Origin of the sequence: Microcoleus sp. LAD1_D3 (assembly GCF_036702135.1) — a bacterium.
GTDB lineage: Bacteria > Cyanobacteriota > Cyanobacteriia > Cyanobacteriales > Microcoleaceae > Microcoleus.
Genome location: NZ_JAUBSB010000001.1, coordinates 164,895 through 188,779, shown reverse-complemented (window position 1 = coordinate 188,779; position 23,885 = coordinate 164,895). Strand labels below are relative to the sequence as shown.

Here is a 23,885-nt window from a genome sequence, read left to right as displayed (position 1 = left end):
GTTAACTATGTAGACTGTGGACAACTGACAACTGACAACTGACAACTGACTACTTTTTTACAGCCTGACGCTTAATAGTCTTTTCTATAAATTCTAAAGTTGTGAAAATATTAGCCGCCGAGTGAAATGATTCTCTAATTAACTCGTCTCTTTCTTCGGGAGAGTCTACCATTTCATCTACTAGCAATTTGAGGTAAGCTATCATGGGAGTCAGGCGAGTGCGAATTTCGTAAGAACCTCTAATTAGAGCTTCATCGCGAGCGGTTTCTTCGGCAAATTGCACTGAATACAAGCGAGTGTAGTAACCTCCTTTTGCTAGCAATTCTTCGTGGGAGCCAATTTCTACTACTTGTCCGCGATCGATCACGGCGATTTTGTGAGCTTTTTGGACTGTGGAGAGGCGGTGGGCGATTACCAAGGTTGTGCGATCGCAGCTCAATCTCTCGATCGCCGCTTGCACGTACCTTTCCGAAACCGTATCCAGCGAACTCGTTGCCTCATCTAAAATTAAGATTTCCGGGTTTTGCAGCAAAGCTCTAGCAATTGAAATTCTCTGACGCTGCCCTCCCGATAATATCACCCCCCGATCGCCAATTTGAGTATCCAACCCATCCGGCAATAGTTGGATAAACTCATAAGCATTCGCTCCCTTCGCCGCTTCCACAATTTCTTCCTCAGTCGCTTGAGGCCTAGCGTAAGCAATATTTTCGCGAACTGAAGCATTAAACAAAAACGTATCTTGGCTAACAATACCCATCGCTTGCCTGAGACTTTTCACTTCAAATTCGCGCAAATCCCTGCCATCGAGCGATATATGACCTTCAGTAGGATCGTAAAATCTCGGCAGTAAATCTGCCAAAGTTGACTTGCCAGAACCCGAAGTTCCTACCAAAGCCAAAGTAGTGCCGTGAGGTAGAAATAAATCAACTCCTTGAAGAACTAAATTTTTGTGATTGGGATAACTAAAAGATATTTTATTAAAATGAATTCCCGATCTCAAATGAGTGTAAGGCACAGAACCGTTCAACATAAATGGCTTGTCATCGCAGCTCAAAAAATTATTAACCACCTCTACACTAGCCGACGTATTAGCAAATTGACTGCGCCCGGTATTCAACTGAGAAATTAAAGGAATTAACCGAAAAAGTACCAATAAATAGGTTAATAAAATTGTCGAAATAGACTCTATCTCATTCGCAAATATTGTGCGACCTATAAATACAATCAAAATTATAACTATCAAATTAACAACTTCGTTAATTGGGGCGATCGCCGCATAATTTACCTGAGCCTGAAAATCCGCTTGTTCTCGCCTGTGAATTAAATGCTTGATCCGCTGATACTCCCTTTCCTCGTTCCCCGTTGACTTGACCAGCCGAATCCCAGTAATGGTTTCCAGCACCCTAACCGAATAATCTTTCGACATTTCAGAAAGCAGGTAGCCAAAATGCTTGGAACGGTTAATAATATATTGATTTGTCCAAGCAACTAACGACAGCAAAACTGTAGCTGTCACCGTCAGTTTCCACGAGATCGAAAGTAGCAGACCCACAAACACCAAAACTGTTATTGAGGTAGTAAACATTCCGATCGCCGTGCCAACTGCACTAGCAGTCCGACCAATCTCTCCCCCCAATCTATTAATTAAATCCCCCACTTTAGTTTTAGAGTAAAAATCTAAATCTACTTCTAACAACAGCCGTAAACCTGCTTCTCGCAAATCAAAAGTCAGAGATCGCGTCAGAGAAGTAGCTACTAAAGTATTGATATAACTCGCAACATTTTTTAAAAAAATTGCCAGCACAACCGCCCCGGTCATCAACATTAAACGCTGATTTCCGGGCATTCCCTCAAAGGGATACATCAAAGTTTTAATTAGAGGTGGAGCACCACGCAGCTCGATAGCTTCCTCTAAAAAACTTAAAAGCACTGGTACAATCAGAGTAGTGCTGATACCGTTGAATAAAGCGCCAGAAAAACCCAGCATCACAGTTAAGAGAATCCTGCCGGGATATCGTCTGGCAAATTTTAGGAGTAGCTTATTGGCAGACATGAAGCATTCCCAGCTAAACAGTACGGCATCTCAAAATATTCTTTAATAACAGCCAGTTTTTCTTCCTCCCGTGAGTTGTTTTAAAATAACCTTTACCTACCTGCGATTATATCTGAAAGTATCGGTTTTATTGCTTGAATACTATATTTTTTCACACATCTTTCCCGAGCTTTCATTCCTTGTAAATTAGCCGCTGTCCAATTTTGAAATATCCATTGAATTTTTTGTGAAATTTGAGCGGGAGAACTCGGATCGACTAAATAACCCGTTCCCCCTAAAATTGCTGGAATATCCCCCACTCGCGTAGACAAAACAGGCTTAGCCATTGCCATGCCATCTGTCAGCTTGAGCGGAAACTGAGCCACGGCTGTGAGAGTTTCTCGCTGAGGAACAACGACAACATGAGCCGCCGCTACAACCGACGGCATCATCTCCACTGGAAACCTTGGCAGTTTAATAATCCAACGCCCCCATTGTTTCACAAGTTTATCATCATAATCATCATAAGGACTCCCGCCGACGATCGCTAATTTTAAATCCGGCTCATTTAACTGTTCAAGGGCCATCAAAACATCCTCCACGCCTTTATGAGGTCGCGGTGCCCCCGGAAACATCAGAACTCTATACCCGGACAAGCCGTAACGCTGTCTGCTCAATTCAGGATTGTATTTAGCAGGGTCGAACATTACAGTATCCTTACCATTCGGCAAATATACACCACCAAAACGCTGTTTTAAAAACTCCGTATGAACGGTGACTGCATCAGCACCGTGGATGAGACTTTCCATCCACTTTACATAGAGGGGATTATCTGGTTCTCTCAATTGACCATTGTGTTTAAAAATATCTCGATAAAGTTGTTTAAAAGAAGGACGGTATTTCCATTCATCTCCGCCGTACCAGCTCAGTTCCCAGTCGTCTATATCTAAAATTATAAAGTGGTGATTAGCCAGTTTTTTTAGCAGTGATAACCCAAAGCTTGTAGGTTTAGGTTTGACTGCATAAATAATATCCCCATCTATTTTTTTCCACAGTTTTTGAGCATCCATCAAAAACCCCGGATAATTTTTACCCGGTATCGCACATACCGGGATGTCTCTGGGAGGAGTAGCATAAAATTCCTTGCCAAACTGAAATCCAACAACTTCTACATCACATTTAAGCTCTATCAAGACTTGAGCTAATAAAAAAGCACGAATTGCACCTGCTCCTGACAAATCGCTCACTACTAATGAAACTTTCACTAAGTATTTTGTTTATAACATTTGTTTGATTTTCCTGCTTAACCGAGCTTTTGTCAAGGCGATGGGGACTCACGCACTCCCGACCAAAGCAACCGGGTTTTTAACCATGGCAAAGGGCAGCAACGAAGTATTTTGGTAAAAAAAACCCAGTGATGAATCCAGGACTGTTATTCACTCCAGCAATAATTCTCCTAGGTAAATTTTCGGATATGTTGAGGCTAATTTTTTTATTGTGGGCTGAATTTTGTTGTTTTTGATGCAGTTTACCCACAAACTTTAATTATTTTAAACGCCAGGGATTGTTAAGTTGATTTGGTAAAAATATTTTAGCCGTGCGATCGACTATTCTAGTAAAGAGCGATCGCGTCACGTTCTTGGCGTACTGAGGGCGGTAAGGATAAGTGCAGTGCATTACTTTAATCGGTTTGTCGATCGCATAAACATCTTTCCACTTATCCAAGTAGTTGTAAACCGGGGACAAAGTTGTCATTTTCGGCTTCACAGATTCAAAAGCCGCCGCAAAAGCGCCCTGGTCTTTTAAGAGTAGCACATTTTGATGCGCAACTACCATCTTGAAATATTTCTTAAAGTTTGTGAACAATTCCTGAGTTTTACTGGTTTTCGTAAAAGCGATAAATCCGCTATTGTATTGAATGCTATTTTCATTTAGCGGCAACCCGACAGACTGCAAAGTTGACAGAATATCCTGCTTGACTCTTAATAAATTTGCAGCTTTAGCAATCGCAGGCTGCACATCTTCCGTCACCAACAAATCCACCCCGTCAAGAAAATCAAAAACCTCATCTATTGGCGACAGCAAACAAATATCACAATCCATATAAATAGTTTTCTCAAACAGAGATTCCCGGTACAAAGCCAGCTTAGCTAGCCGCGACGCTAAAACAGGATTTTCGTGAGACGGTGCAGGTTTCAATATGACATTTCCGAACACCAGAAGTAAAGGATATAAAATTTGAGGAACTCTATCTATTAAAACAATAATGGGTTCACGGTGAAACTTCCTGACAGACGCCAGAAAATGAACGCAATCTTGGAAAGAGTAAAGACCGGTTAAAATAGTAATAAATCCCTTAACTTCTAATTTATTTGAATTCATTGATTTAATTATTGATGTACTTATTTCCCTCAGTGTGTCCACTCCCAAAAGCTCTCACTCCAGTCATCTCGACCGTGAAAAATTCCTTGCCATTCATAAAAATGTACAAAATCTTTCAGGTTAATTGTTTTATTGACATTGCGGATCATATAAAGAGGTTTATCTCCATAAAAAGAAGCCCACATAGTATAACTGCTAGGCGGCCCGACAACATAGTCGCACTCAGCCAGAGCATACATATCTTCTATTAAATGGCCGCTGCCAAATCCCCAGTTAAAATTATCAAATAAACTCGGATTTTGCGGAATATTAGAACAAATCAAAAACTTGATTTTTTTTCCTTCAAATAGCCTTACCACAGAATTCATGACTTCTAAATATTGCTCAGTGGTGTAAAAGTATCTTCCCTTTTGATGCTGAGCATAATCCCCTTGACGGATGTGAATTCCGACGAGCAGATCAGAGTTATTTTTTAAATTCAATATCAAACGATCTACATTGATTGTATATCGCTCTAATGGTGCAAAGTAGGCTCTAATCAGGTCGGCGTACTTGCGCAACTTTGGCACATCTTCTACAAACCAGCCATCTCGAAATAACCAGCCTTGAAAACCAACAATTGAACCGTGCTTGATTTGTTCGATGTCCTGATATTTGACCCAACTAAAAGGTTCTTTTCGGGTTATTTCTTGCGTTTTTAATATTTTTTTGTTGCTTAAATACTTAATAAAATTATAATATTTACTTCGGACAAACTTGTTACCTGCTGCGGTAAAAGATGGAGGAGGATAACAACACAAAAAATCCCCAGCCGTTCCCACAAAGAATTCTGCATATTCCTCAAAAGCCGGATTGAGAACAGTCAAATTATGCTCGATCGCCCAAGCAATGAAATTAGCAAAAAGCAGCAGTCGGTTGCCGAGTTGTCCCGATTTAGCAGATATTATTAGCATACTCGCTGTTTTTTTTTAATATCAGGTGCTTAGGGCGTACCCTACACAAGGGTAAGGTGCGCCCTAAGCACGCTACAGACTAAGAGTTGTGGCGTTTTTGGTGCCACTGCCAAGCATGGGAGATAATGTTCTTAATGTCGGGATATTCTGGAGACCAACCCAAGGTTTTGATGGCTTTCTCGCTGCTACCAACCAAAGAAGGCGGGTCTCCCGGACGCCGATCGCACTCAACAGCCTTAATCTCTTTTCCCGTCACTTGGCGAGCCGTTTCTATCACCTCTTTCACCGAAAAGCCGCCGCCGTTGCCCAAATTAAAGAAATCAGATTTGCCACCATTTAGCAAATATTCTAATCCCAAAATGTGAGCCGAAGCCAAATCGTTAACGTGAATGTAATCCCGAATGCAAGTACCGTCAGGAGTATCGTAATCCGTGCCAAAAATCGCGATCGAATCTCGTTTCCCCAAAGCAGCAAACAACACCAGCGGGATTAGGTGAGTTTCTGGATTGTGATCCTCTCCTACCAACCCGTTAGGGTCAGCCCCAGCCGCGTTAAAATAGCGGAAACAAACAGACTTGAAATCGTACGCAGCGTCAAAATCCGACAAAATCCGTTCTACCATTAACTTAGTAGCACCGTAGGGATTGATCGGGTTTTGTGGGTGGTCTTCTGTGAGCGGAATTTTCTGCGGTACGCCGTAAGTCGCGCAAGTAGAAGAAAACACCAATTTATTCACCCCAGCACCAATCATTGCTTCCAAAAGGGTAATAGTACCGATGACATTGTTGCGGTAATATTTAGCTGGGTCGGTAACAGATTCGCCCACGTAAGCGTAAGCAGAAAAGTGCATTACCGCAGCAATATTGTGCTTAGCGAACAGGTTGTCAAGAAGAGTGCGATCGCTCGTATCGCCAACTACCAACTCGACCTGCAAAGCCTGATCTACTATATCTCGGTGACCGTAAACTAAATTATCCAAAATCACCACACCGTAACCGGCGTTTTTCAGCGCTAATACCGCGTGAGAGCCAATATATCCAGCTCCACCCGTCACCAAAATAGTTTGTTTTTCTGCACTCATTGTATTCTGCCTGTTTTTGTAGCTGGGATTGCCAAGAGCCTTGTTAATTTGAGACTGCCACATCTGACGCTTTCACACTCGGCGTGAGCCGGAGGATTCAAGCGAAATATATAGGCTTTGCTGTGCGGGGCGATCGCACTCCTAAAAAAACGCTTTTTACACTCCAGATAGATGCTGAGTGTGCAAGTCTTTCTGTTCAATCGATAAACTTGAGGCGACCAATTTGGATATAATCAAATATCCGATTAATCTGATGTCGATCCTCTTCTGAAATTTTATCATCTGACAGGATAGCAGAAGTCAAAACTAAGTGTTCCCGGCGAGTGATCTTGCCAGACGCTACAATCCGGTCGACCATTTGAGAAATTGTTAAGTTCGATTTGTTGTGAGATGTTCGCATTTATTCGACCGCTTGTATGCTAAAATAATTAAAGCGGATTGCACTTATTGACCCAAAAATAATGCGTACCCGACCGTAAATCAATTTGCTCAACAGCAGAAATAAGGTATCAGAGTTTTACTTCCAAAGATAGATATGCGGACTTAATAAATCTGCAATCAGCCTTCGGATAGCGTTCAGAACTAATTTAATTATATAATATTTTTCCTAGAGAGGCACTTTTATATGCAGGTTTATCGGCTTCCGGTACTGTCAGACAATTACATTTTCTTGCTGCACGACCCCGATCGCCACACTGCAGCCGTCGTCGATCCAGCACGATCGCAGCCAGTATTAGAGCAACTGCAAGCACTCGGAGCCGAATTAACAGCAATTTTCAATACCCACCACCACCGCGACCATATAGGTGGCAATCAGGAACTAATCGATCGCTTTCCCCAAATTAAAGTTTACGGGGGCGCAGAAGATAGAGGCAGAATTCCGGGACAGCAAGTCTTTTTACAAGCGGGCGATCGAGTTTCTTTCGCCAACAGAACCGCCGAAGTCTTCTTCGTACCGGGCCACACAAAAGCTCACATCGCCTACTATTTCCCCCCCAGCAACCCCAGCGAAATCGGCGAATTGTTCTGCGGCGACACCTTATTTGCCGGAGGCTGCGGCAGGCTCAAAGAAGGCACTCCCACCCAAATGTTAGCCTCTCTGGGACAACTGCGAAACTTGCCCGACAATACCAGAGTTTGGTGCGCCCACGAATACACGCTGAACAACTTGCAATTTGCCTTGACTGTAGATGGCGACAATCCCGATTTACAGCAGCGCTTCGCCGAAGTCAAGGAAGCGCGCAGTCGATCGCAACCTACAATACCATCATCGATCGGCATCGAAAAAAGCACAAACCCATTTTTGCGCTGGGATTTTCCCAACCTCCAATCAGCCGCCAACACCCGTGATCCAGTGCAAACCTTCGCTCGATTGCGTGGCATGAAAGACCAATTTTGACCTTAAAGTTTTTGTTTTTTCAGATAACTCTTAAACTTGAGTATTGGTTCGCTCAACCACCTGTCAAGTCTTTTGTATTTTACCTTAAAGCTAGACAGCCCCTTAAACTTATTTGGAATTTTTTCCAGTTCGTCCTTAAACGGTGTCTGAGACAACATATCGAGCCATAATTGATTGGGGGCGGAGCTTTCCCAGGGTTTCGGTCTTGATATAAAGTGCATCACTTTACTTGACATATCATCAGTCTTGTGGTTATTCCATCTTTGGTCTAAGTGCTTCCACCTTCCCACTAAAACTGAATTTAATGCACCTTGATCGCGATCGCCCCAAACGTGAACCCTAGCATTTTGGAGCAGCTTTTCCGACAGTTGCTCTTCCTCCCAAAGCTTCATGTTGTAAACTAAAACACCACTATTGAAATAAGGGTTTAGATCGTGATAATTGTTGGGATTTCCCCAGACGTTGGCTGCGGCTGCTATCGGCAGAGTTTGAAAATCTAGGTTCCACAGCGGCTCTAAGCTCCCCAGAACGATCGTATCGCTGTCGAGCCAAATCAGCCTTTCTGTTTCTTTGGTATATTTTCGCGGCTCCAATTTAACGTAAGGAAGTTTAGAACCTGATACCGAAAGAAGTTGGTCGTAATTAGATTGCAATTCTTGCCATTCAATCTGGTATTTGCAGCAATTCTGTAACTGTTCCTTTTGCGGTGAATATATCCTGGTAGATACAACGCTAATTTTGACCTGCTCCTCCCCAGATTGGCTAACATTGAGATCTACAGACTTGAGAAGTGCTGCTAACCCCAGAATATAGGTGCGATCGGCTGCTGTGAATATGTGCATAAAATTAAGTTTGTGAGATGAACAGCAAAAAGGCGCATGGTCAAACGTGACACAAAGGCTGCGACTGCAGGAAGCAGCCAGCCCTGTATTGAGGTAAATGCGATCGCCCGTTTACCGTTAAGACGAACATACTCTTGCCTAAATTTCCGATCGCGTTTACACAAAGAAACGGGGTTTCTAAGTAGGTAGGCGCGAATAAAGTTTATAATGTAACAGAATGTAAGGCGGGCGTAACAAGATCGATCGCTTCGTTTCATTCGCTCCCAGAGAGACCTTATGTATTTTCAATCTTCATCCACTTATTTACCGGTGCACAAGTTTCATCTGTTCGCGCCCGAAAACCAGCAACCGCCGTTGGTAATATGCAGCAACGCGAAAACTTATGAGACTGACTGACCTCGCATTTGAAACAGCGAGAAATTTGCCTGTCGCCTGTGCTGAATCTTGCAACTGGTTAAGACGTGGGATTCTACTATAAAATAAATTGTCTCGCTCTGGCTATTACCGCAGGACGATCAGCATCCCCCAGAGGTTTGAATTGTCAGCCTGCTTAAATCAAAAGTTCCTCTGATTATTTCCCCAGGATTATTGATGAGCACGATTGGCTTGGCCAAAAGTAAAATGAGCGTTGTTAGAAACCGATGCAAAACCCACGCAATACTGAACCCCAAGCAAAAATCGACCCCTCTGTTTCGACGGATTCTAACAAAGCGTTCTACCCAGCCGCGCCTTTGCCAACTGATGTAGGGATGGTTCTCCAATTGGCAGATGGCAGCATTCAGGGGTGCAATTTTCACGCCGAGGCTCTGTTGGGGATGACAGCAGAACAGATGCTCTTATGCACTTCAATAAATAGTCTGTGGCAGACTGTGCGTGAAGATGGCTCGGATTTTCCCGGCGAGACGCATCCGGCGATGGTGGCGCTGCAAACCGGGCAACCATGTTTAAATGTGATCATGGGCTTTTATCGGCCACAGGGAGAATTGATTTGGTTGACACTCAATTCTCAACCTTTATTTCAAAGAGATCGATCGACTCCCTATGCAGTAGTAACAACGTTCACGCAACTCGCTCAACAAAAGCCCGAACCAGTCACTCACCCGCCCGCCCAACAACTGTCAGACACCCTCGAAAGTATTTCGGACGGGTTCTTTGCTTTGGATCGAGACTGGCGATTTACCTACCTCAATTTGCAAGCGGCGCGGTGGCTGAATCGACTGCCGGAAGAGGTGATTGGCAACACTCTTTGGGAAGAGTTTCCCGAATCTGTGGGCACTTTGTTCGAGCAGGAATATCGCCACGCCGCCACCTTCCAAGTTACGGTGAGTTTTGAATCTTTTTATCCGCCGCTCAATGCTTGGTATGCGGTACGAGCCTATCCGATCGCATCGGGACTTGCCGTTTATTTTCAAGATGTCACCGAGCAGAAGGCGGCGAGGGCTGCTTTTATTCAACAAGCGCAAACGGCCCAGCAACAACTAGCAGAAATCGAGGCGATTTATGCTAGTGCGCCGATCGGACTTTGCTTCCTTGATACTGAGTTGCGGTTTGTCCGCCTCAACGATCGCCTAGCAGAAATCAACCGAGTTCCAGCCGCTGCCCACATCGGCAAAACATTGCGCGAAATCTTGCCAGAAATGGCAGATGATTTAGAGCCGCTTTACCAGCAAGTTATTGAAACTAAAGTTCCCCTCCAACAGCTCGAAGTTCGCGGGACGAACTCAGCACAGCCGGGAGTCGATCGCGATTGGCTGTTGAGTCTCTATCCGCTGACGGCCGAAGACGATCGCGTCCTGGGAGTGAATGTGACGGTGCATGAAATTACAGAGCGCAAAGCTACCAAAAAAGAAATTCAACGGCTCAACCAAGAACTAGAGCGACGAGTCAATGAACTGGAATCGATACTTGATGCTGTACCCGTCGGTATTACGATCGCTGACGATCCACAGTGTCAAGTAATTCGCGCTAACCGGTTTGCCCTGTCGATGTTGAAAGTGTCGGCCGATACCAATGTTTCTGGAACAGGAGAGCAAGCGGCAGTCCTTCCGTTTAGACGACTCCGCAACGGACTAGAAATTCCGGGAGAACAACTCCCCATGCAACTAGCCGTGGCTTCCGGCGTCCAAGTGCGAGATATGGAAATTCAAATGGTGCGCGAGGACGAGGAGACCTTTGATTGGTTGGTGAATGCGGTACCGTTATTTGACGAACAAGGCGCAGTTCGCGGCTGTGTGGCGGCGTTTATGGATATTAGCGATCGCAAACAAGCTCTTGCTGCTTTGCACCGCTCTGAGGAACGCTATCGCACTTTGTTTGAGTGCCTAGACGAAGGCTTTTGCGTCATCGAAATGCTGTTTGACGAAAACGAAAAGCCGATCGATTACCGCTTTTTAGAAGTCAATCCAGCCTTCTTGAAACAAACCGGACTCGAACAAGCTGTGGGTAAAACGGTGCGACAGCTCGTTCCGGATATCGAAGATTATTGGTTTGAGATGTACGGCAAAGTCGCGCTGACGGGGGAACCCCTGCGCTTCGAGCATGGCTCGGAAGCCCTGAACCGCTGGTTCGACGTTTCGGCGTTCCGCACTCCTGAGCCGCACAGTCGCAAAGTCGCCATACTTTTTACAGAAATCAGCGATCGCAAACAATCGGAGAATCTCCTGCGGCAACAGGAAGAGCAACTGCGGCTGTTCGTCAAACATTCGCCTGCGGGGGTGGCGATGTTTGACCGCCAGATGCGGTATATGCTGGTGAGCGACCGCTGGCTGTCAAGTTACGGGCTCGGCACTCAAAACATTGTGGGCCGATCGCACTACGACATCTTTCCCAATTTGCCCGATCGTTTGAAACAAATCCACCAGCGCTGTCTGGCGGGATCAGTCGAAATCTGCCAAGAAGATCAGTTTCTCCGCCCTGATGGCTTAATCGACTGGGTGCGCTGGGAAATTCATCCTTGGCGAACCAACGCCAATGAGATTGGCGGCATCATGATTTTTTGCGAAATCATCAGCGAGCGCAAAAACGCTGAACTCGCGCTGCAAGCGGCCAACCAACAAGTGAGCAATATTATAGAAAGTATTACCGATGCCTTTATGGCGATCGATTCACAATGGCGCTATACCTACGTTAATGCCACAGCAGAAAAACTGCTTTCTCGATCGAGAAACGACTTGCTAGGTCGATCGATTTGGGAGCTATTCCCCGCCGAGGGAGAATCGAATTCGATGCTATATCAAGAATTTCATCGAGTCGTTAACGAGCAAGTTTCTGCCAAGTTTGAAGAGTTTTCGCCTTCACTCCAAATGTATATAGAAGTGAGCGCCTATCCAGCGGCCGAAGGACTTACGGTTTATTGGAGCGATATTAGCGATCGCAAACGCACTGAAGAAGAACTGCGGCAAAAAAATGCGATTTTGAACGTGATTAACGAGTCAGCGCCCACGCCAATTTTTGTCAAAAATCGAGAAGGACAGATTATTTATGCAAATCCAGCCACCCTGGAAATAATGGGCAAATCTGCTTCTGAAGTAATTGGTGGTCGCGATCTGGATTTATACCCAGTAGAAGAACTTGCAGTCACAGTCACGGAAAACGATCGGCGCATTATGGAATCCGGCCAAACAGAAGTCCTCGAAGAATCTCACGATGGCATTCGGACATTTCTGGTAATGAAAGCTCCCTATCGCAATCAGGCGGGAGAAGTCATCGGTCTCATTGGCATCTCCAGCGACATCACAAATCGCAAACGAGCAGAACTCGCCATGCAAGAACAAACTAAGTTACTACAAGTCATCATTGACAGCATTGGTGATGGTTTAATTTTGGCAAACCAACAAGGGGAGTTTGTGTTGTTTAACCGAGCCGCCGTAGGAATATTCGGTCAGCTATCGAATGAAAAATCTTGTGAGGAATGGTCCATAACATACGGACTATTTATGGCAGATAAAAAAACCTTCTTCCCCGACGCTGAACTACCTCTTGCCAGAGCAATCAAAGGTGAATATGTCAATGATGTAGAGGTATTTGTCCGCCCCGAAGATTCCGAAGGTCGCTGGATCAGTATCAGCGGTTATCCGGTAGTTGATACTAGCAGCGAAATCAAAGGCGGAGTGATTGTCTGTCGGGATATCACAGAACGCAAACAAGCCGAAGCAGCGCTGCAAGAAAGCGAAGAACGATTCCGCACTATGGCTAACAACGCTCCTTTTATGGTATGGGTAACAGACTCCACAGGCTATTGCACTTTCCTGAGCGAAAGCTGGTATGAATTCACAGGTCAAACTGAGGAAACTGGTTTGGGATTCGGTTGGGTAAACGCGGCGCATCCAGAAGACCGAGAACAGGTCAAAAAAGCATTTTTGACCGCCAACGAACGCCAGGAACCTTACCGCGTAGAATTTCGCGTCAGGCGCAAGGATGGCGGATATTCTTGGGCGATCGATGCGGCTGCTCCCAGATTTACCGAAAGGGGACAATTTGAGGGTTATATCGGCTCTGTTATCGACATTACAGAGCGCAAACAAGTGGAAACCGAGCGCGATATGGTTCTGCAATTAGAACAAACTGCCCGCGCGGAAGCCGAGCGAGCTAACCGCATTAAAGACGAGTTTCTGGCGGTGCTTTCTCACGAGTTGCGATCGCCCTTAAATCCGATTTTAGGCTGGTCGCAACTGCTCGTCGGCGGCAAGCTGAACGCGACTCAAACTGCTAAGGCCTTTGAGACGATCGAGCGTAACGCTAGACTACAATCTCAATTAATTGAAGACTTGCTTGATGTGTCCCGGATTCTGCAAGGGAAACTCACATTGAATGTCGCTCCGGTGAATCTGGCAACCATTATTCCGTCTGCCGTGGAAACCGTGCAATTAGCAGCCGAAGCTAAAAAAATTCAAATCCAAATAATCTTAAATCCCGATGTCGGGCAAGTTGTCGGTGATACAAGTCGCTTGCAACAAATTGTGTGGAATTTGTTATCAAACGCGGTGAAATTCACGCCCGAAGGCGGTAGAGTTGAAGTTCGATTATCGCAAATCGCACGCCAAGCTCAAATTAAAGTCACGGACACGGGTAAAGGCATTCTTCCCGATTTCTTGCCTTATGTTTTCGACCATTTTCGACAAGAAGATGGCGCCACAACTCGCAAATTTGGCGGCTTGGGATTGGGATTGGCGATCGTCCGCCAACTGATCGAACTTCACGGCGGAACGGTGTTTGCAGAAAGCGCAGGAGTTGGTCAAGGAGCGACGTTTACGGTGAGATTACCGCTATTAAATGATGATTCTAGAAGGCAGGAGGAGGAAGCTGTCAATGGGGCTGATCCTCGCGATATCTCATCCTTGCCGCTAGCTGGATTGAGAATTTTGGTGGTAGATGATGAACTCGACTCGCGAGATTTTGTCGCTTTCGTGCTTGAGGAAGCGGGTGCAGAGGTGATTTCCCTGTCATCTGCTGCTGAGGCGCTAGAGTCGATCGAACAAACTGCACCGGATTTGCTCGTAAGCGACATCGGAATGCCCCAGATGGACGGATATATGTTGATAAATCGCATCCGCACTCAGCTTGCGCCTGAGTACCGGCAGTTGTTGGCGATCGCCTTAACGGCCTATGCTGGAGAAGCGAACGAGCGCCAAGTTTTGCAAGCCGGATTTGACAAACACTTAGCCAAGCCGATCAATCCGACCCAGTTAGTTGCTACTGTAGCGCGATCGATCGTCGCCCAGCGCCTTGAAAATAAAGCCTGAGTGCTCGGTAAGACATTGCACTGTAGTTGCTTTGGCTCATTACAGCACCCTCGTTTTGCGTAATTTCAAACTGAATTTGCCCGTTAAAAATATTATCCCTGTTTCTTCCCTCGAACCTCGAATCTCGAACCTCGAATCTCAACATCCATCCGTTAAATCCTTTACATCCGTTACATCCGCTACATAATCCGTTGCCGAACTTCCTTCTCCCTTGCGATCGCCCCTCAAACTTCGCTATTATAAAAAGTTGCAGTTAAAACCCCACAACCCACGATCATGGCCAAGCGCGTCCAATTAGTTTTAAATAAAGATGTCAGCAAACTCGGCAAAGCTGGCGACGTAGTAGAAGTAGCCCCAGGCTATGCCCGCAATTACCTAGTACCCCAAGGAATGGGATTTAGAGCCACTCCGGGCATTCTGAAGCAAGCAGAGCGCCGCCGTGAAGAAGAAAGACTGCGCCAGCTAGAGCTCAAGCAGCAAGCTGAAGTCCGCAAAACCGCCCTCGAATCGGCTGGGCCTTTCATCATCTCCAAGCAAGTTGGCGAAGCAGACGCGATTTTTGGTACTGTCACCAACCAAGAAGTAGCAGAACTGATTTTCAACTCTACCAGTCAAGAAGTCGATCGGCGCGGCATCACCCTACCCGAAATTCGCCAAACTGGTACATACAAAGCTGAAATCAAACTTCACGCAGAAGTTACCGCTGAAGTTGATATTCAAGTTGTCCCGATGTAATTGCTAGTCATCAGTCATCAGTCATTAGTTGTTAGTCATTAGTCATCAGTCATTAGTTGTTAGTCATTAGTCATTAGCTAAGAACTGAGTACCGCTAACTAAGGACTGAGGACTGCTAACTAAGGATTCAAAACTGACGACTAATCACTGGCAACTAATAACTAATGACTGCGGACTAATGACTGAGGACTATTGACTAATGAGCGATTTGATGCCGACAAATATAGAGGCAGAAGAAGCAATTTTGGGCGGGATTTTAATTGACCCCGAAGCTATTTCCCGAATTGCCGAACTTCTGCGGCCGGAGTTTTTTGCCATCACCGCTCATCAAGTCATTTATCGATCGGCATTAGGGCTATTTTTACAGGGTCAACCTACGGATTTAATGACGGTAACAACTGCGCTAACCGACCGCAACCAGTTAGAGCAAGTAGGAGGACTAACTAAATTAGCACAATTAGTCGATCGCACAGTTTCCGCAGTCAACATCGACCAATATGCAGTTTTAGTTGAAGACAAATATCAGCGCCGCAAATTAATCGAAGCTGGCAACAACATAGTACAATTAGGTTACGAGACGGCAACACCACTAGAAACAGTTTTAGACCGCGCCGAACAAGAAATTTTCAGCATAACTCAAGAACGTCCGCAACAGGATTTAGTGTCGATCGGCGAAACGCTAAACCAAACATTTCAAGACCTAGAAAATCGCAATGAAGGCCTCACACTTCCCGGCATTCCCTGCGGTTTTTATGACTTAGATGCTATGACAGGAGGCTTTCAGCGATCGGATTTAATCATCGTTGCGGCTAGGCCGGCGATGGGCAAAACGGCCTTTTGTACCAACATCGCCCACCACATCGCCGCCGGACAGCAGAAATTGCCGGTTGCCGTTTTCAGCTTAGAAATGTCGAAAGAACAGCTAGTGCAGCGTATCCTGTCCAGCGAAGCCAAAATAGAAAGTAACCGATTGCGATCGGGTAGAATCAGTCAAAACGAATGGGAACCTATCAGTACAGCCATTGGCAATTTATCAGAACTACCACTATTTATTGACGATACTCCCAATATTACCGTCACAGAAATACGATCGAAAGTCCGCCGCCTCCAAGCAGAACAAGGCGGAACCCTAGGATTAGTCTTGCTAGATTACCTGCAATTAATGGAAGGTACCAGCGACAACCGCGTGCAAGAACTATCTCGAATTACCAGAAGTCTTAAAGGTTTAGCCCGCGAACTCAACGTGCCGATTATTGCCTTATCTCAGTTGAGTCGGGGTGTGGAAGCGAGGACAAACAAGCGGCCGATGATGTCTGATTTACGCGAAAGCGGCTGCTTAACAGGTGATAGTTTGGTAATGCTAGCAGATACTGGTGTGCGCGTACCCATTCGTGAATTAGTAGGGAAATCTGGCTTCACAGTTTGGGCGCTCAATGAAGCCAGCATGCAGTTAGAAAAAGCCGTTGTTAGCAATGCCTTTGCTACAGGTGTTAAGCCTGTACTACGACTGCAAACTCGTTTGGGACGGGCAATTAGAGCCACTGGCAATCATAAGTTCTTAACCATTCAGGGCTGGCGGCGATTGGACGAGTTAAAAATAGGCGATCGTATTGCCCTACCTAGATACATATCAAGTTCCTTCATCCAATCGATGGACAATGCCGAAATAGCCTTGCTAGGACACATGATTGGAGACGGATGTACTCTACCTCGACACGTTATTCAATACACTACTAGAGAGGAAGATTTAGCCAATACAGTTGCAAATCTTGCAATAGAAGTCTTTGGAGAGCGAATCATACCTCGTATTTGTAAAGAACGTGATTGGTATCAAGTTTATCTTCCTGCTGCCTATCATCTCACACATAATGTGAGGAATCCTGTAACTGAATGGCTAGATGCTTTAGGTGTTTTTGGTCTGCGTTCTCACCAGAAGTTTGTCCCCAATCAAATATTTGAGCAGCCTCAAGAAGCAATAGCTTTATTTTTACGCCATCTTTGGTGTACTGATGGTTGCATAAAAACAGGTAGGGGTAAATGTCATTACCCTAGTGTTTACTATGCTTCCAGTAGTGAAAAATTGGCAAGAGATGTTCAGTCACTCTTACTCAGACTTGGTATCAATGCCCGCTTATTTTTAAGCCCCCAGCCAGGGAAAGGGCGAGATCAACATCAAGTTTGGGTTACTGGAAGACCTGATTTAGATAAGTTTATTCATTTGATTAGTGCAGTAGGTAACTACAAACAGCAAGCTCTGACAGAAATTGCAGAATACATTGAAATTCGTTCTAGCAATACTAATAGAGATGTCATACCGCGTGATGTGTGGAAAATGTATGCTGTTCCTGCTATGCAGCAATTTGGTTTAACTACACGCCAGATGCAAGCACAGCTTGGCAACTTATATTGTGGTACAACCCTTTACAAACACAACCTTGGTCGGGAACGAGCATTCAGATTAGCTACAATTGTTAAATCTGATGAACTTGCCCTCTTATCTAAGAGCGATATTTACTGGGATGAAATCGCCTCAATAGAAGTTGATGGCGAAGCTGAAGTTTACGATTTAACCGTGCCTGCACTGCATAATTTTGTCGCTAATGACATCATAGTTCATAATAGTATCGAGCAAGACGCGGATTTAGTAATTATGCTCTACCGCGATGAATATTACAACCCTGATTCGCCCGATCGCGGAATTGCAGAAGTAATTATTACCAAACACAGAAACGGGCCCACAGGAATCATCAAACTATTATTTGACGCCCAATTTACCTGCTTTCGCAATCTGGCATCTCCGAAGCGATCGTAAATCAACCAGAACATACACAGAAACCCGGTTTCTTAATAAAAAAACCGGGTTTCTAAACACCGTAAAAGTTTTACGTTTAATTAGGTTGAGCTACCTAGCCAGCAATTTTCAACAATTCCACATCAAAAATCAGCGTAGCATTAGGAGGAATCACGCCACCCGCACCGCGAGCACCGTAACCGAGTTCAGGGGGAATAATCAACTGGCGGCGGTCTCCGACTTTCATCGTACCGACACCTTCATCCCAACCCTTAATTACTTGACCTACGCCAATTTTGAACTGAAAAGGAGAATTGCGATCGCGCGAACTGTCAAATTTCGTGCCATCCTCCAAAGTTCCAGTGTAGTGTACCACAACCGTCTGCCCGGTTTTTGGAGTCGCCCCATCACCCTGCTTCAATTCCACATATTTCAGACCTGAATCTGTGGTGACAGTTTTCTCAGTATTATCAGTCATGTTATTGCCAGCGATAGTAGCTGGTACCTCCGGTAAAGTAGCATCAGCTACTAGCAAGTTATTTTCATTCAAAGACTGCGCTGACAAGTTCTCAATAGCAGTCTCTGGTAAAAGATTGTTCAATTCGGCTGCAACTGCTTGGGACCCAGAACCGCCCATTTGAGCGACTATCAAAAACACAAAGCAAACCAGCATTACTCCCAAGCTGACTAGAACTCCTCGCAAAATTAATCCTCCTGATACTTTTAACCGCAATATCTCAGATATCTAAGACATCTAGTACAACAAGAACTACCAAATTTTATCTGAACTTTTCCACCAAAAAATGGCAGGTTCCAGATAATTTTAAAGGCAAAAGTATGAAGTCAGAATGTTTGTAATTCTACATAAGTGGCTTCTACATAAGTGCCTTTTTTAGCCTTCTGCCTTCGGCTGACAATCTTATCACAAGATAGCAGCGAACTTCTCGCGGGCGTTAGCGAAGCCCTCGAAGAGGATCGAACTCAGCGCCAGTTACGGTTTTCTAAATCCCGCATCTGACGTTCCAAACGATCGAGCCTTCCCCGCAACTCATCCATTTCGGACTGTCGGGGAACTCCCATATCTTGGAGAATATTCCGCAATTGCCGCTGCAACTGCGTATCCCAATTGCCCTGCTCAGACTTGAGGTGCTCCGTCATGTCATCGACAAAGGTTTTGGCTTGCTCAGGATTGATTTTGCCATCTTTGACCCATTGCTCGCTAGCTTCCTGCAATTTCTCGGCCACCAGGGAGGTAGTACCAATGCCCAGCATTACCAGTTGTTTGAGTAAGTTGCTATTGTTATCCATAGATTTTTCCTAATGTTTGCCCTTTCATACCCGATCGGCTCAGGTCGCCTGCTGTCGCTGCGAAACCATCTGTAAACTTAAAGTTACATCAGCGCACACCTACCTTTCTATTTTGGAGCATCCAGCCGCCTGATGGCGAGTCGATCACGCTAATCGGCGTTCGGAAAACCCGCTAATGAGCCTACCCACCACATTACCCCATCACCCTGCTGTCTATGCCTGATTGCCCCCGCTGTCACCAATCTGTAGACGCCCAAGCGCTTGCCTGTCCACACTGCAAAATCCCCCTCAAAGCTTTCGGTCATCCGGGTATCCCTCTTTATCGATCAAAACCCGAAGAATTTCTGTGTGCTAGCTGTATTTATCACGCAGACGACACTTGCAACTACCCGCAGCGTCCCTTTGCCAAAGAATGCACACTTTATCACAATCAAGCTGAGCCACTTGTGCCACAGACGAGCCGTTACATCAGCGGCGGCTGGCCTCAATCAATCAAAAATTGGTGTCAGCGCCATCTCGTTTGGTTAGCTTTATTAGGTTTAATTATTATTAGCATTGCTCTGTCGATTTAATCTCACATCTTGCACCATTCTCGCTTAACAGGCTTTCCGGCCTGTTCCACAAAGAGTAGATTTTCTTGTGGAACAGGCCGGAAAGCCTGTTCATAAAATGCTTATTGACAATGGTGCAACATCTCAGTTTAATCGGATTGTACAAAGCGTAGAATAGAGATATCTCTGTTAATCTGGGTTGCTCTATTATTCTCTAAATTATTCATGAGCTACGTATTCGGCATCGACGGCGGCGGCACTAAAACTATCTGCCTTTTAATGGACGACAACCACCTTGTTTTAGGACGGGGTGAAGCAGGGCCGTCAAATTATCAAACCCTGGGAATTGAGACAGCAAAACAATCCATCCAATTGGCGATCGAACGAGCAGTTCTGTCCGCTCAGGTCGAGACGAATAGCAATCTCAACATAGAAGCAATTGGTCTGGGACTAGCAGGCGTCGGGCGTCCAAAAGATCGTGAAATAGTGCAATTTGTAGTGCAGAACTTGCAGTTGACGAATACTTTACCGGTAACCCGATCATTCCTCCCCAGGAATATCGTAATTTGCAGCGACTGCGCGATCGCACTTGCTGGCGGTACAGGGCATCCAGTGGGTATCGCCGTTATTTCAGGAACCGGTTCGATTGTTTTTGGGCAAAACCGTCAAGGGAAAACTAAACGAGTCGGCGGTTGGGGATACATTTTAGGCGATGAAGGCAGCGGATATAACATCGCTCTTCAGGGTTTGCAAGCTGCTTTGAAGTTCTATGACGGACGCGAAGATTTTACCGTGCTTGCGGAAAAATTTCAAAAGCATTTAGGCCTCACTAACCTAGAAGAATTGGTAGAAGTCGTTTACGGGCGCGGTTGGGGAGTCAAAGAAATTGCAGCTTTAGCGCCGATTGTCGATCAAGCCGCAGCAGAGGGCGATCGCGTCGCTGACTGCATTATCAATAATGCTGTGGCAGAATTAACCTATTCAACAAAAATAGCCATTTCAGCGCTATTTAACCAAACAGAAGAGTTTGAAATAGTTATCGTAGGAGGTGTGTGGGGCGGCGAGGCAAATTGCCGGGGTCGGTTTGAAGCGGCCATAAGTGCGATCGCCCCAAAAGCTCAGGTTATTTCGCCCCGATACGAACCAGCTTTCGGTGCTGGATTGTTAGCCTTAAACGCTCTCAACAATTAATTGTTGACTGTTGACTGTTGACTGTTGACTATCTTCCTTATCTTCCCGATCGCCCCTGTCTTGCCGATTTTCTTGATTTTTCCAAATTTTCAACTTCTGGATTATCGACCTTATCTTCCCAACTTGTAGAATTCCGCCCTGCCATAATCGAAACATCAGATGAATGCGAAACAAGAAACAAATTTAGCAGTAGTGCGTTCCTAAGTAAAGCAAAACCGAAGCAAGGAGACAATTTATATGATTACTTCTCAAAAATGGCGTTCAGCAACAGCAGCAATCCTCGCACTGGGCATTACAGTGGGAACCAGCGCCCCGCTCGTGGTAGCTACTCCCGCAGAAGCTCAACAACGAATTTCCCAATTTAATAGCATCACAATTCCATCGGGCAGTGTAATTCCAGTTAGCTATGAAAAAGACAAAATAGTTGTCACCCGCGAAGAAACTGCACCTTTAACTTTAACAGTAGCGCGAGACATCCGCACACCTCAAGGCAGAGTATTAATCCCCGCAGGCAGCCAGATTGTCGGGGCATTGCAACCTGTCAGAAGAGGCAATCAAATGGGTACTCAATTTGTTGCCAGAGAGTTAATTATCAGCCGGCGCCAACGCTATCGGATTGATGGCTATTCGGGAATTATTACCCGAACCGAAAGAGTCCAAAAAGGTGCTGGTGCAGGTTCAGTAGGGCAAGGTGCAGCATTGGGTGCAGCAGCAGCCGCAGCGCTAGCAGGCATTACCGGCGACAAAGCGATCGCGACTGAAGAAGTATTAGGAGGCGCTGGGATCGGCGCTTTAGCTGGAGTCTTGTTGGGGCGGCGCAGCGTTGACGTGCTCGTGATTCGCCCGGAACAAGATTTGGCAGTGAGATTGCGATCGGACATCGTACTCCGCTAATATTGGAATCTTCGGATTAATTATTTGCAGTAAAACATTGTCGATCGCTAACTTGTGGTCTCCCGATAATTGGCTAGGCATACTATTAAGGTTGTGCCTAGCCATGTTTGTTGGCGGAATTATTGGATGGGAGCGCCAACTCCGGCACAAACCAGCGGGATTAAGAACTCATATGCTAGTTAGTATGGGTTCTGCACTGTTTGTTTTAATACCGCTGGCAATGGGTAAAAATGAAAACGGAGGAGATGCTGTAGCGCGCGTAATCCAAGGCATTGCTGCCGGGATTGGGTTTTTGGGAGGTGGAGAAATCCTGCGACAACATCAACAGGAAAGAGGCAAACCGGAAGTTCATGGGCTTACCTCTGCCGCCGCTATTTGGGTATCAGCAGCTTTAGGAACTGCGGCAGGATGCGGGTTGTGGCAACTGGCATTAATTGGCGCTTTAATGTCGCTGTTTGTTCTGAGAGTAATTAAAGAGTTAGAGCGTCGCCATCCTAGGAAATAGTCTTATTGAGTATATAAAACTTGGTAAAATAACCGTTACAACGTTGGTAGTGATGCCGGAACTCAGAGTTATTTTAGGAAGATCAAATTCCTCACTACGAACAAATTTGATGGCGGTTAATCGAGGATAAATAATATTAGTTGTTTCCCAGTAAGTCGAGTTAATCACTTATCATGAATTGTTAGGTCTCCTCCCCGCCACACCTGTCCAGGTAGTGAAAAAGTGGCTCAAACGCTTGAATTTTCTGCTTCGGGCGATAGATGAATATTGTTAATGGGAGAGATAATTAATATCAAATCCGGTAGCATGGGAATTAATGTTACCCACAGTCAGGACACGGCACTGCCGTGTCCTCCATATCATAAGGAGTGCAACCAGAATTGATATAACAAGAAATAACCTTTCAATATAATAATGCTCAACGGTTAGTCAGCAAACAGGGTGATAACTCTGGTCATCCCAGCCTTGCCTTTGAGGAGTCAAGTCCTGACTACAAACTTAAACATTTATTGTAAAAAATATTTAAATTTGAGTTTACTTGCTTACTACCGAGTGAACCCAGATAGCAATTTTTGTCAAATTAATTAGTATATAAATTAGTAAAATTAATTATTAAATAAACGTTTTTTTATAAATTAATTAATATTTATTCCCCTAATACCTCATGAATGAATAAAGCCCGTTAATTCGTTTCTGGAAAACTTGGCATTTTTATCAATTCCAAAGACTCTTGCCTGACGCGACCCGCCATCGCAGCTAACTGCAAGCTCATAAAAGCATTCAAATCTTCCAAATCACACTTGGCTGAGGAAAAAATCTTCTGCATTTCATTTTCCGCTTCCAAACTCAGATATCCAGCGGCAATAGCTTGTTTTACAACTTCACGAATCTGCATGGTAGAAATGTCCCTCACTAAATTTTAACTAATCAAAAGCCAACTAATTACTAACAGGAAGTTTCGGAAGCCGTCTCGCCAAAAATTTCAAATTTTTTCAGCTCGCGAGACTCTTGTTTCACTCCTCCGGACATAGCTGCTAGTTGCAAAGCCATAAAAGCATTTAAGTCTTCCAAGTCATACTGGGTGGTAGTTAACATCCGCCGCAGTTGATTTTCGGCTTCAAGGGTTAGATAGCCTAGAGTCAGAGCTTGGTGGGCGAGATCGCGAATTAGTACCATAACACTTCGGGATTTTATTGGTTCAAGCCTCAGTATCAACTGTTTTCACAGAATCAGCAGTGACGGCTATTGCTCGATAGGTGTGACATTGTTACGGGCCACTCGTGACAGCCGGAGTCGCAGAGTGTGACTAAGTATTTGCACGGTTGTGACGGCGATCACGCGGGGGATGCCAGAGGAGGAGCGTCCGAGTGGGGAGTCGGAGAGTGTCCGGGTGTCTGGGTGGGGGAGTCGGAGAGTGTCCGAGTGGGGGAGTCGGAGAGTGGGAGCATTTTTCTTCTTCCCTGGGACTAATGACTAATGA

Annotated in this window: 19 protein-coding genes; 9 read left to right on the top strand and 10 right to left on the bottom strand. The window is 45.2% G+C overall.

Features of this window, described 5'->3' with window-relative positions; all coding sequences use genetic code 11:
- Nucleotides 1–49 precede the first annotated feature (49 nt).
- The 5 genes from QUA74_RS00710 to galE form a co-directional block, all read right to left on the bottom strand.
- Nucleotides 50–2,053 carry an ABC transporter ATP-binding protein gene (locus tag QUA74_RS00710; protein WP_333324040.1) on the bottom strand — a complete coding sequence of 668 codons (2,004 nt, stop codon included), beginning with the start codon at nucleotides 2,051–2,053 and terminating at the stop codon, nucleotides 50–52.
- 92 nt (nucleotides 2,054–2,145) lie between these two features.
- On the bottom strand, nucleotides 2,146–3,297 hold the full coding sequence (locus QUA74_RS00705; protein ID WP_333324038.1) for a glycosyltransferase family 4 protein: 1,152 nt from the start codon (nucleotides 3,295–3,297) through the stop codon (nucleotides 2,146–2,148).
- Nucleotides 3,298–3,577: 280 nt separating this feature from the next.
- Nucleotides 3,578–4,414, bottom strand: a complete 837-nt coding sequence (locus QUA74_RS00700; RefSeq protein WP_333324036.1) for a glycosyltransferase — start codon at nucleotides 4,412–4,414, stop codon at nucleotides 3,578–3,580.
- Nucleotides 4,415–4,443: 29 nt separating this feature from the next.
- Nucleotides 4,444–5,280 (bottom strand): alpha-1,2-fucosyltransferase, encoded by an 837-nt coding sequence (locus tag QUA74_RS00695; RefSeq protein ID WP_333324035.1) that lies wholly within the window; start codon nucleotides 5,278–5,280, stop codon nucleotides 4,444–4,446.
- Nucleotides 5,281–5,446: 166 nt separating this feature from the next.
- Nucleotides 5,447–6,448 carry a UDP-glucose 4-epimerase GalE gene (gene galE, locus QUA74_RS00690; protein WP_333324033.1) on the bottom strand — a complete coding sequence of 334 codons (1,002 nt, stop codon included), beginning with the start codon at nucleotides 6,446–6,448 and terminating at the stop codon, nucleotides 5,447–5,449.
- A 625-nt stretch (nucleotides 6,449–7,073) separates the two neighbouring features.
- Between galE and gloB the strand changes: the two genes are divergently transcribed.
- Nucleotides 7,074–7,847: a hydroxyacylglutathione hydrolase gene (gene gloB / locus QUA74_RS00685; protein WP_333324031.1), complete on the top strand. Its 774-nt coding sequence runs from the start codon at nucleotides 7,074–7,076 to the stop codon at nucleotides 7,845–7,847.
- A 2-nt stretch (nucleotides 7,848–7,849) separates the two neighbouring features.
- Here gloB and QUA74_RS00680 read toward each other — a convergent pair whose 3' ends face one another.
- Nucleotides 7,850–8,689, bottom strand: coding sequence for a glycosyltransferase (locus QUA74_RS00680; RefSeq protein ID WP_333324029.1), 840 nt, complete (start codon nucleotides 8,687–8,689; stop codon nucleotides 7,850–7,852).
- Between the two features lie 641 nt (nucleotides 8,690–9,330).
- Between QUA74_RS00680 and QUA74_RS00675 the strand changes: the two genes are divergently transcribed.
- The 3 genes from QUA74_RS00675 to QUA74_RS00665 all read left to right on the top strand — a co-directional run bounded on the left by QUA74_RS00675 (nucleotide 9,331) and on the right by QUA74_RS00665 (nucleotide 17,977).
- Complete coding sequence (locus QUA74_RS00675) at nucleotides 9,331–14,430, top strand: PAS domain-containing protein (protein ID WP_333324028.1); 5,100 nt, start codon at nucleotides 9,331–9,333, stop codon at nucleotides 14,428–14,430.
- Nucleotides 14,431–14,706: 276 nt separating this feature from the next.
- Nucleotides 14,707–15,165, top strand: a complete 459-nt coding sequence (gene rplI, locus QUA74_RS00670) for a 50S ribosomal protein L9 (RefSeq protein WP_333175112.1) — start codon at nucleotides 14,707–14,709, stop codon at nucleotides 15,163–15,165.
- A gap of 199 nt (nucleotides 15,166–15,364) precedes the next feature.
- Nucleotides 15,365–17,977 carry a replicative DNA helicase gene (locus QUA74_RS00665; RefSeq protein ID WP_333324026.1) on the top strand — a complete coding sequence of 871 codons (2,613 nt, stop codon included), beginning with the start codon at nucleotides 15,365–15,367 and terminating at the stop codon, nucleotides 17,975–17,977.
- Nucleotides 17,978–18,071: 94 nt separating this feature from the next.
- Here the strand turns inward: QUA74_RS00665 and QUA74_RS00660 are convergent, their stop codons facing one another.
- Both QUA74_RS00660 and QUA74_RS00655 read right to left on the bottom strand, forming a co-directional pair.
- The gene (locus QUA74_RS00660; protein ID WP_333324024.1) at nucleotides 18,072–18,659 is read right to left on the bottom strand and encodes an FKBP-type peptidyl-prolyl cis-trans isomerase; all 588 of its coding nucleotides are present in this window, start codon (nucleotides 18,657–18,659) and stop codon (nucleotides 18,072–18,074) included.
- A 278-nt stretch (nucleotides 18,660–18,937) separates the two neighbouring features.
- The gene (locus QUA74_RS00655) at nucleotides 18,938–19,264 is read right to left on the bottom strand and encodes a phasin family protein (RefSeq protein ID WP_006634797.1); all 327 of its coding nucleotides are present in this window, start codon (nucleotides 19,262–19,264) and stop codon (nucleotides 18,938–18,940) included.
- Between the two features lie 215 nt (nucleotides 19,265–19,479).
- Here QUA74_RS00655 and QUA74_RS00650 point away from each other — a divergent pair, with 215 nt between their 5' ends.
- The 4 genes from QUA74_RS00650 (at nucleotide 19,480) to QUA74_RS00635 (ending at nucleotide 22,405) form a co-directional block, all read left to right on the top strand.
- Nucleotides 19,480–19,836 carry a zinc ribbon domain-containing protein gene (locus QUA74_RS00650; RefSeq protein ID WP_333324022.1) on the top strand — a complete coding sequence of 119 codons (357 nt, stop codon included), beginning with the start codon at nucleotides 19,480–19,482 and terminating at the stop codon, nucleotides 19,834–19,836.
- Nucleotides 19,837–20,040: 204 nt separating this feature from the next.
- A complete protein-coding gene (locus tag QUA74_RS00645; RefSeq protein ID WP_333324020.1) occupies nucleotides 20,041–21,006 on the top strand; it encodes a BadF/BadG/BcrA/BcrD ATPase family protein in 966 nt (321 codons plus the stop codon).
- Between the two features lie 237 nt (nucleotides 21,007–21,243).
- Nucleotides 21,244–21,900: a hypothetical protein gene (locus QUA74_RS00640; RefSeq protein ID WP_333324018.1), complete on the top strand. Its 657-nt coding sequence runs from the start codon at nucleotides 21,244–21,246 to the stop codon at nucleotides 21,898–21,900.
- 103 nt (nucleotides 21,901–22,003) lie between these two features.
- The gene (locus QUA74_RS00635; RefSeq protein ID WP_333324017.1) at nucleotides 22,004–22,405 is read left to right on the top strand and encodes an MgtC/SapB family protein; all 402 of its coding nucleotides are present in this window, start codon (nucleotides 22,004–22,006) and stop codon (nucleotides 22,403–22,405) included.
- A gap of 682 nt (nucleotides 22,406–23,087) precedes the next feature.
- On the opposite strand, the gene QUA74_RS00630 is transcribed toward QUA74_RS00635, so the two are convergent.
- The gene (locus tag QUA74_RS00630) at nucleotides 23,088–23,300 is read right to left on the bottom strand and encodes a hypothetical protein (protein WP_333076781.1); all 213 of its coding nucleotides are present in this window, start codon (nucleotides 23,298–23,300) and stop codon (nucleotides 23,088–23,090) included.
- A gap of 50 nt (nucleotides 23,301–23,350) precedes the next feature.
- The gene (locus tag QUA74_RS00625; protein ID WP_333324015.1) at nucleotides 23,351–23,581 is read right to left on the bottom strand and encodes a hypothetical protein; all 231 of its coding nucleotides are present in this window, start codon (nucleotides 23,579–23,581) and stop codon (nucleotides 23,351–23,353) included.
- Between the two features lie 126 nt (nucleotides 23,582–23,707).
- On the opposite strand from QUA74_RS00625, the gene QUA74_RS00620 reads away from it, so the two are divergent.
- The gene (locus QUA74_RS00620) at nucleotides 23,708–23,875 is read left to right on the top strand and encodes a hypothetical protein (protein ID WP_333324013.1); all 168 of its coding nucleotides are present in this window, start codon (nucleotides 23,708–23,710) and stop codon (nucleotides 23,873–23,875) included.
- Nucleotides 23,876–23,885 lie beyond the last annotated feature (10 nt).

Bases quoted from the DNA above. Each gene is read 5' to 3' on its own strand.
- QUA74_RS00655 (WP_006634797.1), bottom strand. From the start codon at position 19,264: ATGGATAACAATAGCAACTTACTCAAACAACTGGTAATGCTGGGCATT.
- QUA74_RS00710 (WP_333324040.1), bottom strand. From the start codon at position 2,053: ATGTCTGCCAATAAGCTACTCCTAAAATTTGCCAGACGATATCCCGGC.
- QUA74_RS00635 (WP_333324017.1), top strand. From the start codon at position 22,004: ATGTTTGTTGGCGGAATTATTGGATGGGAGCGCCAACTCCGGCACAAA.
- QUA74_RS00640 (WP_333324018.1), top strand. From the start codon at position 21,244: ATGATTACTTCTCAAAAATGGCGTTCAGCAACAGCAGCAATCCTCGCA.
- gloB (WP_333324031.1), top strand. From the start codon at position 7,074: ATGCAGGTTTATCGGCTTCCGGTACTGTCAGACAATTACATTTTCTTG.
- QUA74_RS00650 (WP_333324022.1), top strand. From the start codon at position 19,480: ATGCCTGATTGCCCCCGCTGTCACCAATCTGTAGACGCCCAAGCGCTT.
- QUA74_RS00675 (WP_333324028.1), top strand. From the start codon at position 9,331: ATGCAAAACCCACGCAATACTGAACCCCAAGCAAAAATCGACCCCTCT.
- QUA74_RS00645 (WP_333324020.1), top strand. From the start codon at position 20,041: ATGAGCTACGTATTCGGCATCGACGGCGGCGGCACTAAAACTATCTGC.
- galE (WP_333324033.1), bottom strand. From the start codon at position 6,448: ATGAGTGCAGAAAAACAAACTATTTTGGTGACGGGTGGAGCTGGATAT.
- QUA74_RS00630 (WP_333076781.1), bottom strand. From the start codon at position 23,300: ATGCAGATTCGTGAAGTTGTAAAACAAGCTATTGCCGCTGGATATCTG.
- rplI (WP_333175112.1), top strand. From the start codon at position 14,707: ATGGCCAAGCGCGTCCAATTAGTTTTAAATAAAGATGTCAGCAAACTC.
- QUA74_RS00700 (WP_333324036.1), bottom strand. From the start codon at position 4,414: ATGAATTCAAATAAATTAGAAGTTAAGGGATTTATTACTATTTTAACC.
- QUA74_RS00625 (WP_333324015.1), bottom strand. From the start codon at position 23,581: ATGGTACTAATTCGCGATCTCGCCCACCAAGCTCTGACTCTAGGCTAT.
- QUA74_RS00665 (WP_333324026.1), top strand. From the start codon at position 15,365: ATGAGCGATTTGATGCCGACAAATATAGAGGCAGAAGAAGCAATTTTG.
- QUA74_RS00680 (WP_333324029.1), bottom strand. From the start codon at position 8,689: ATGCACATATTCACAGCAGCCGATCGCACCTATATTCTGGGGTTAGCA.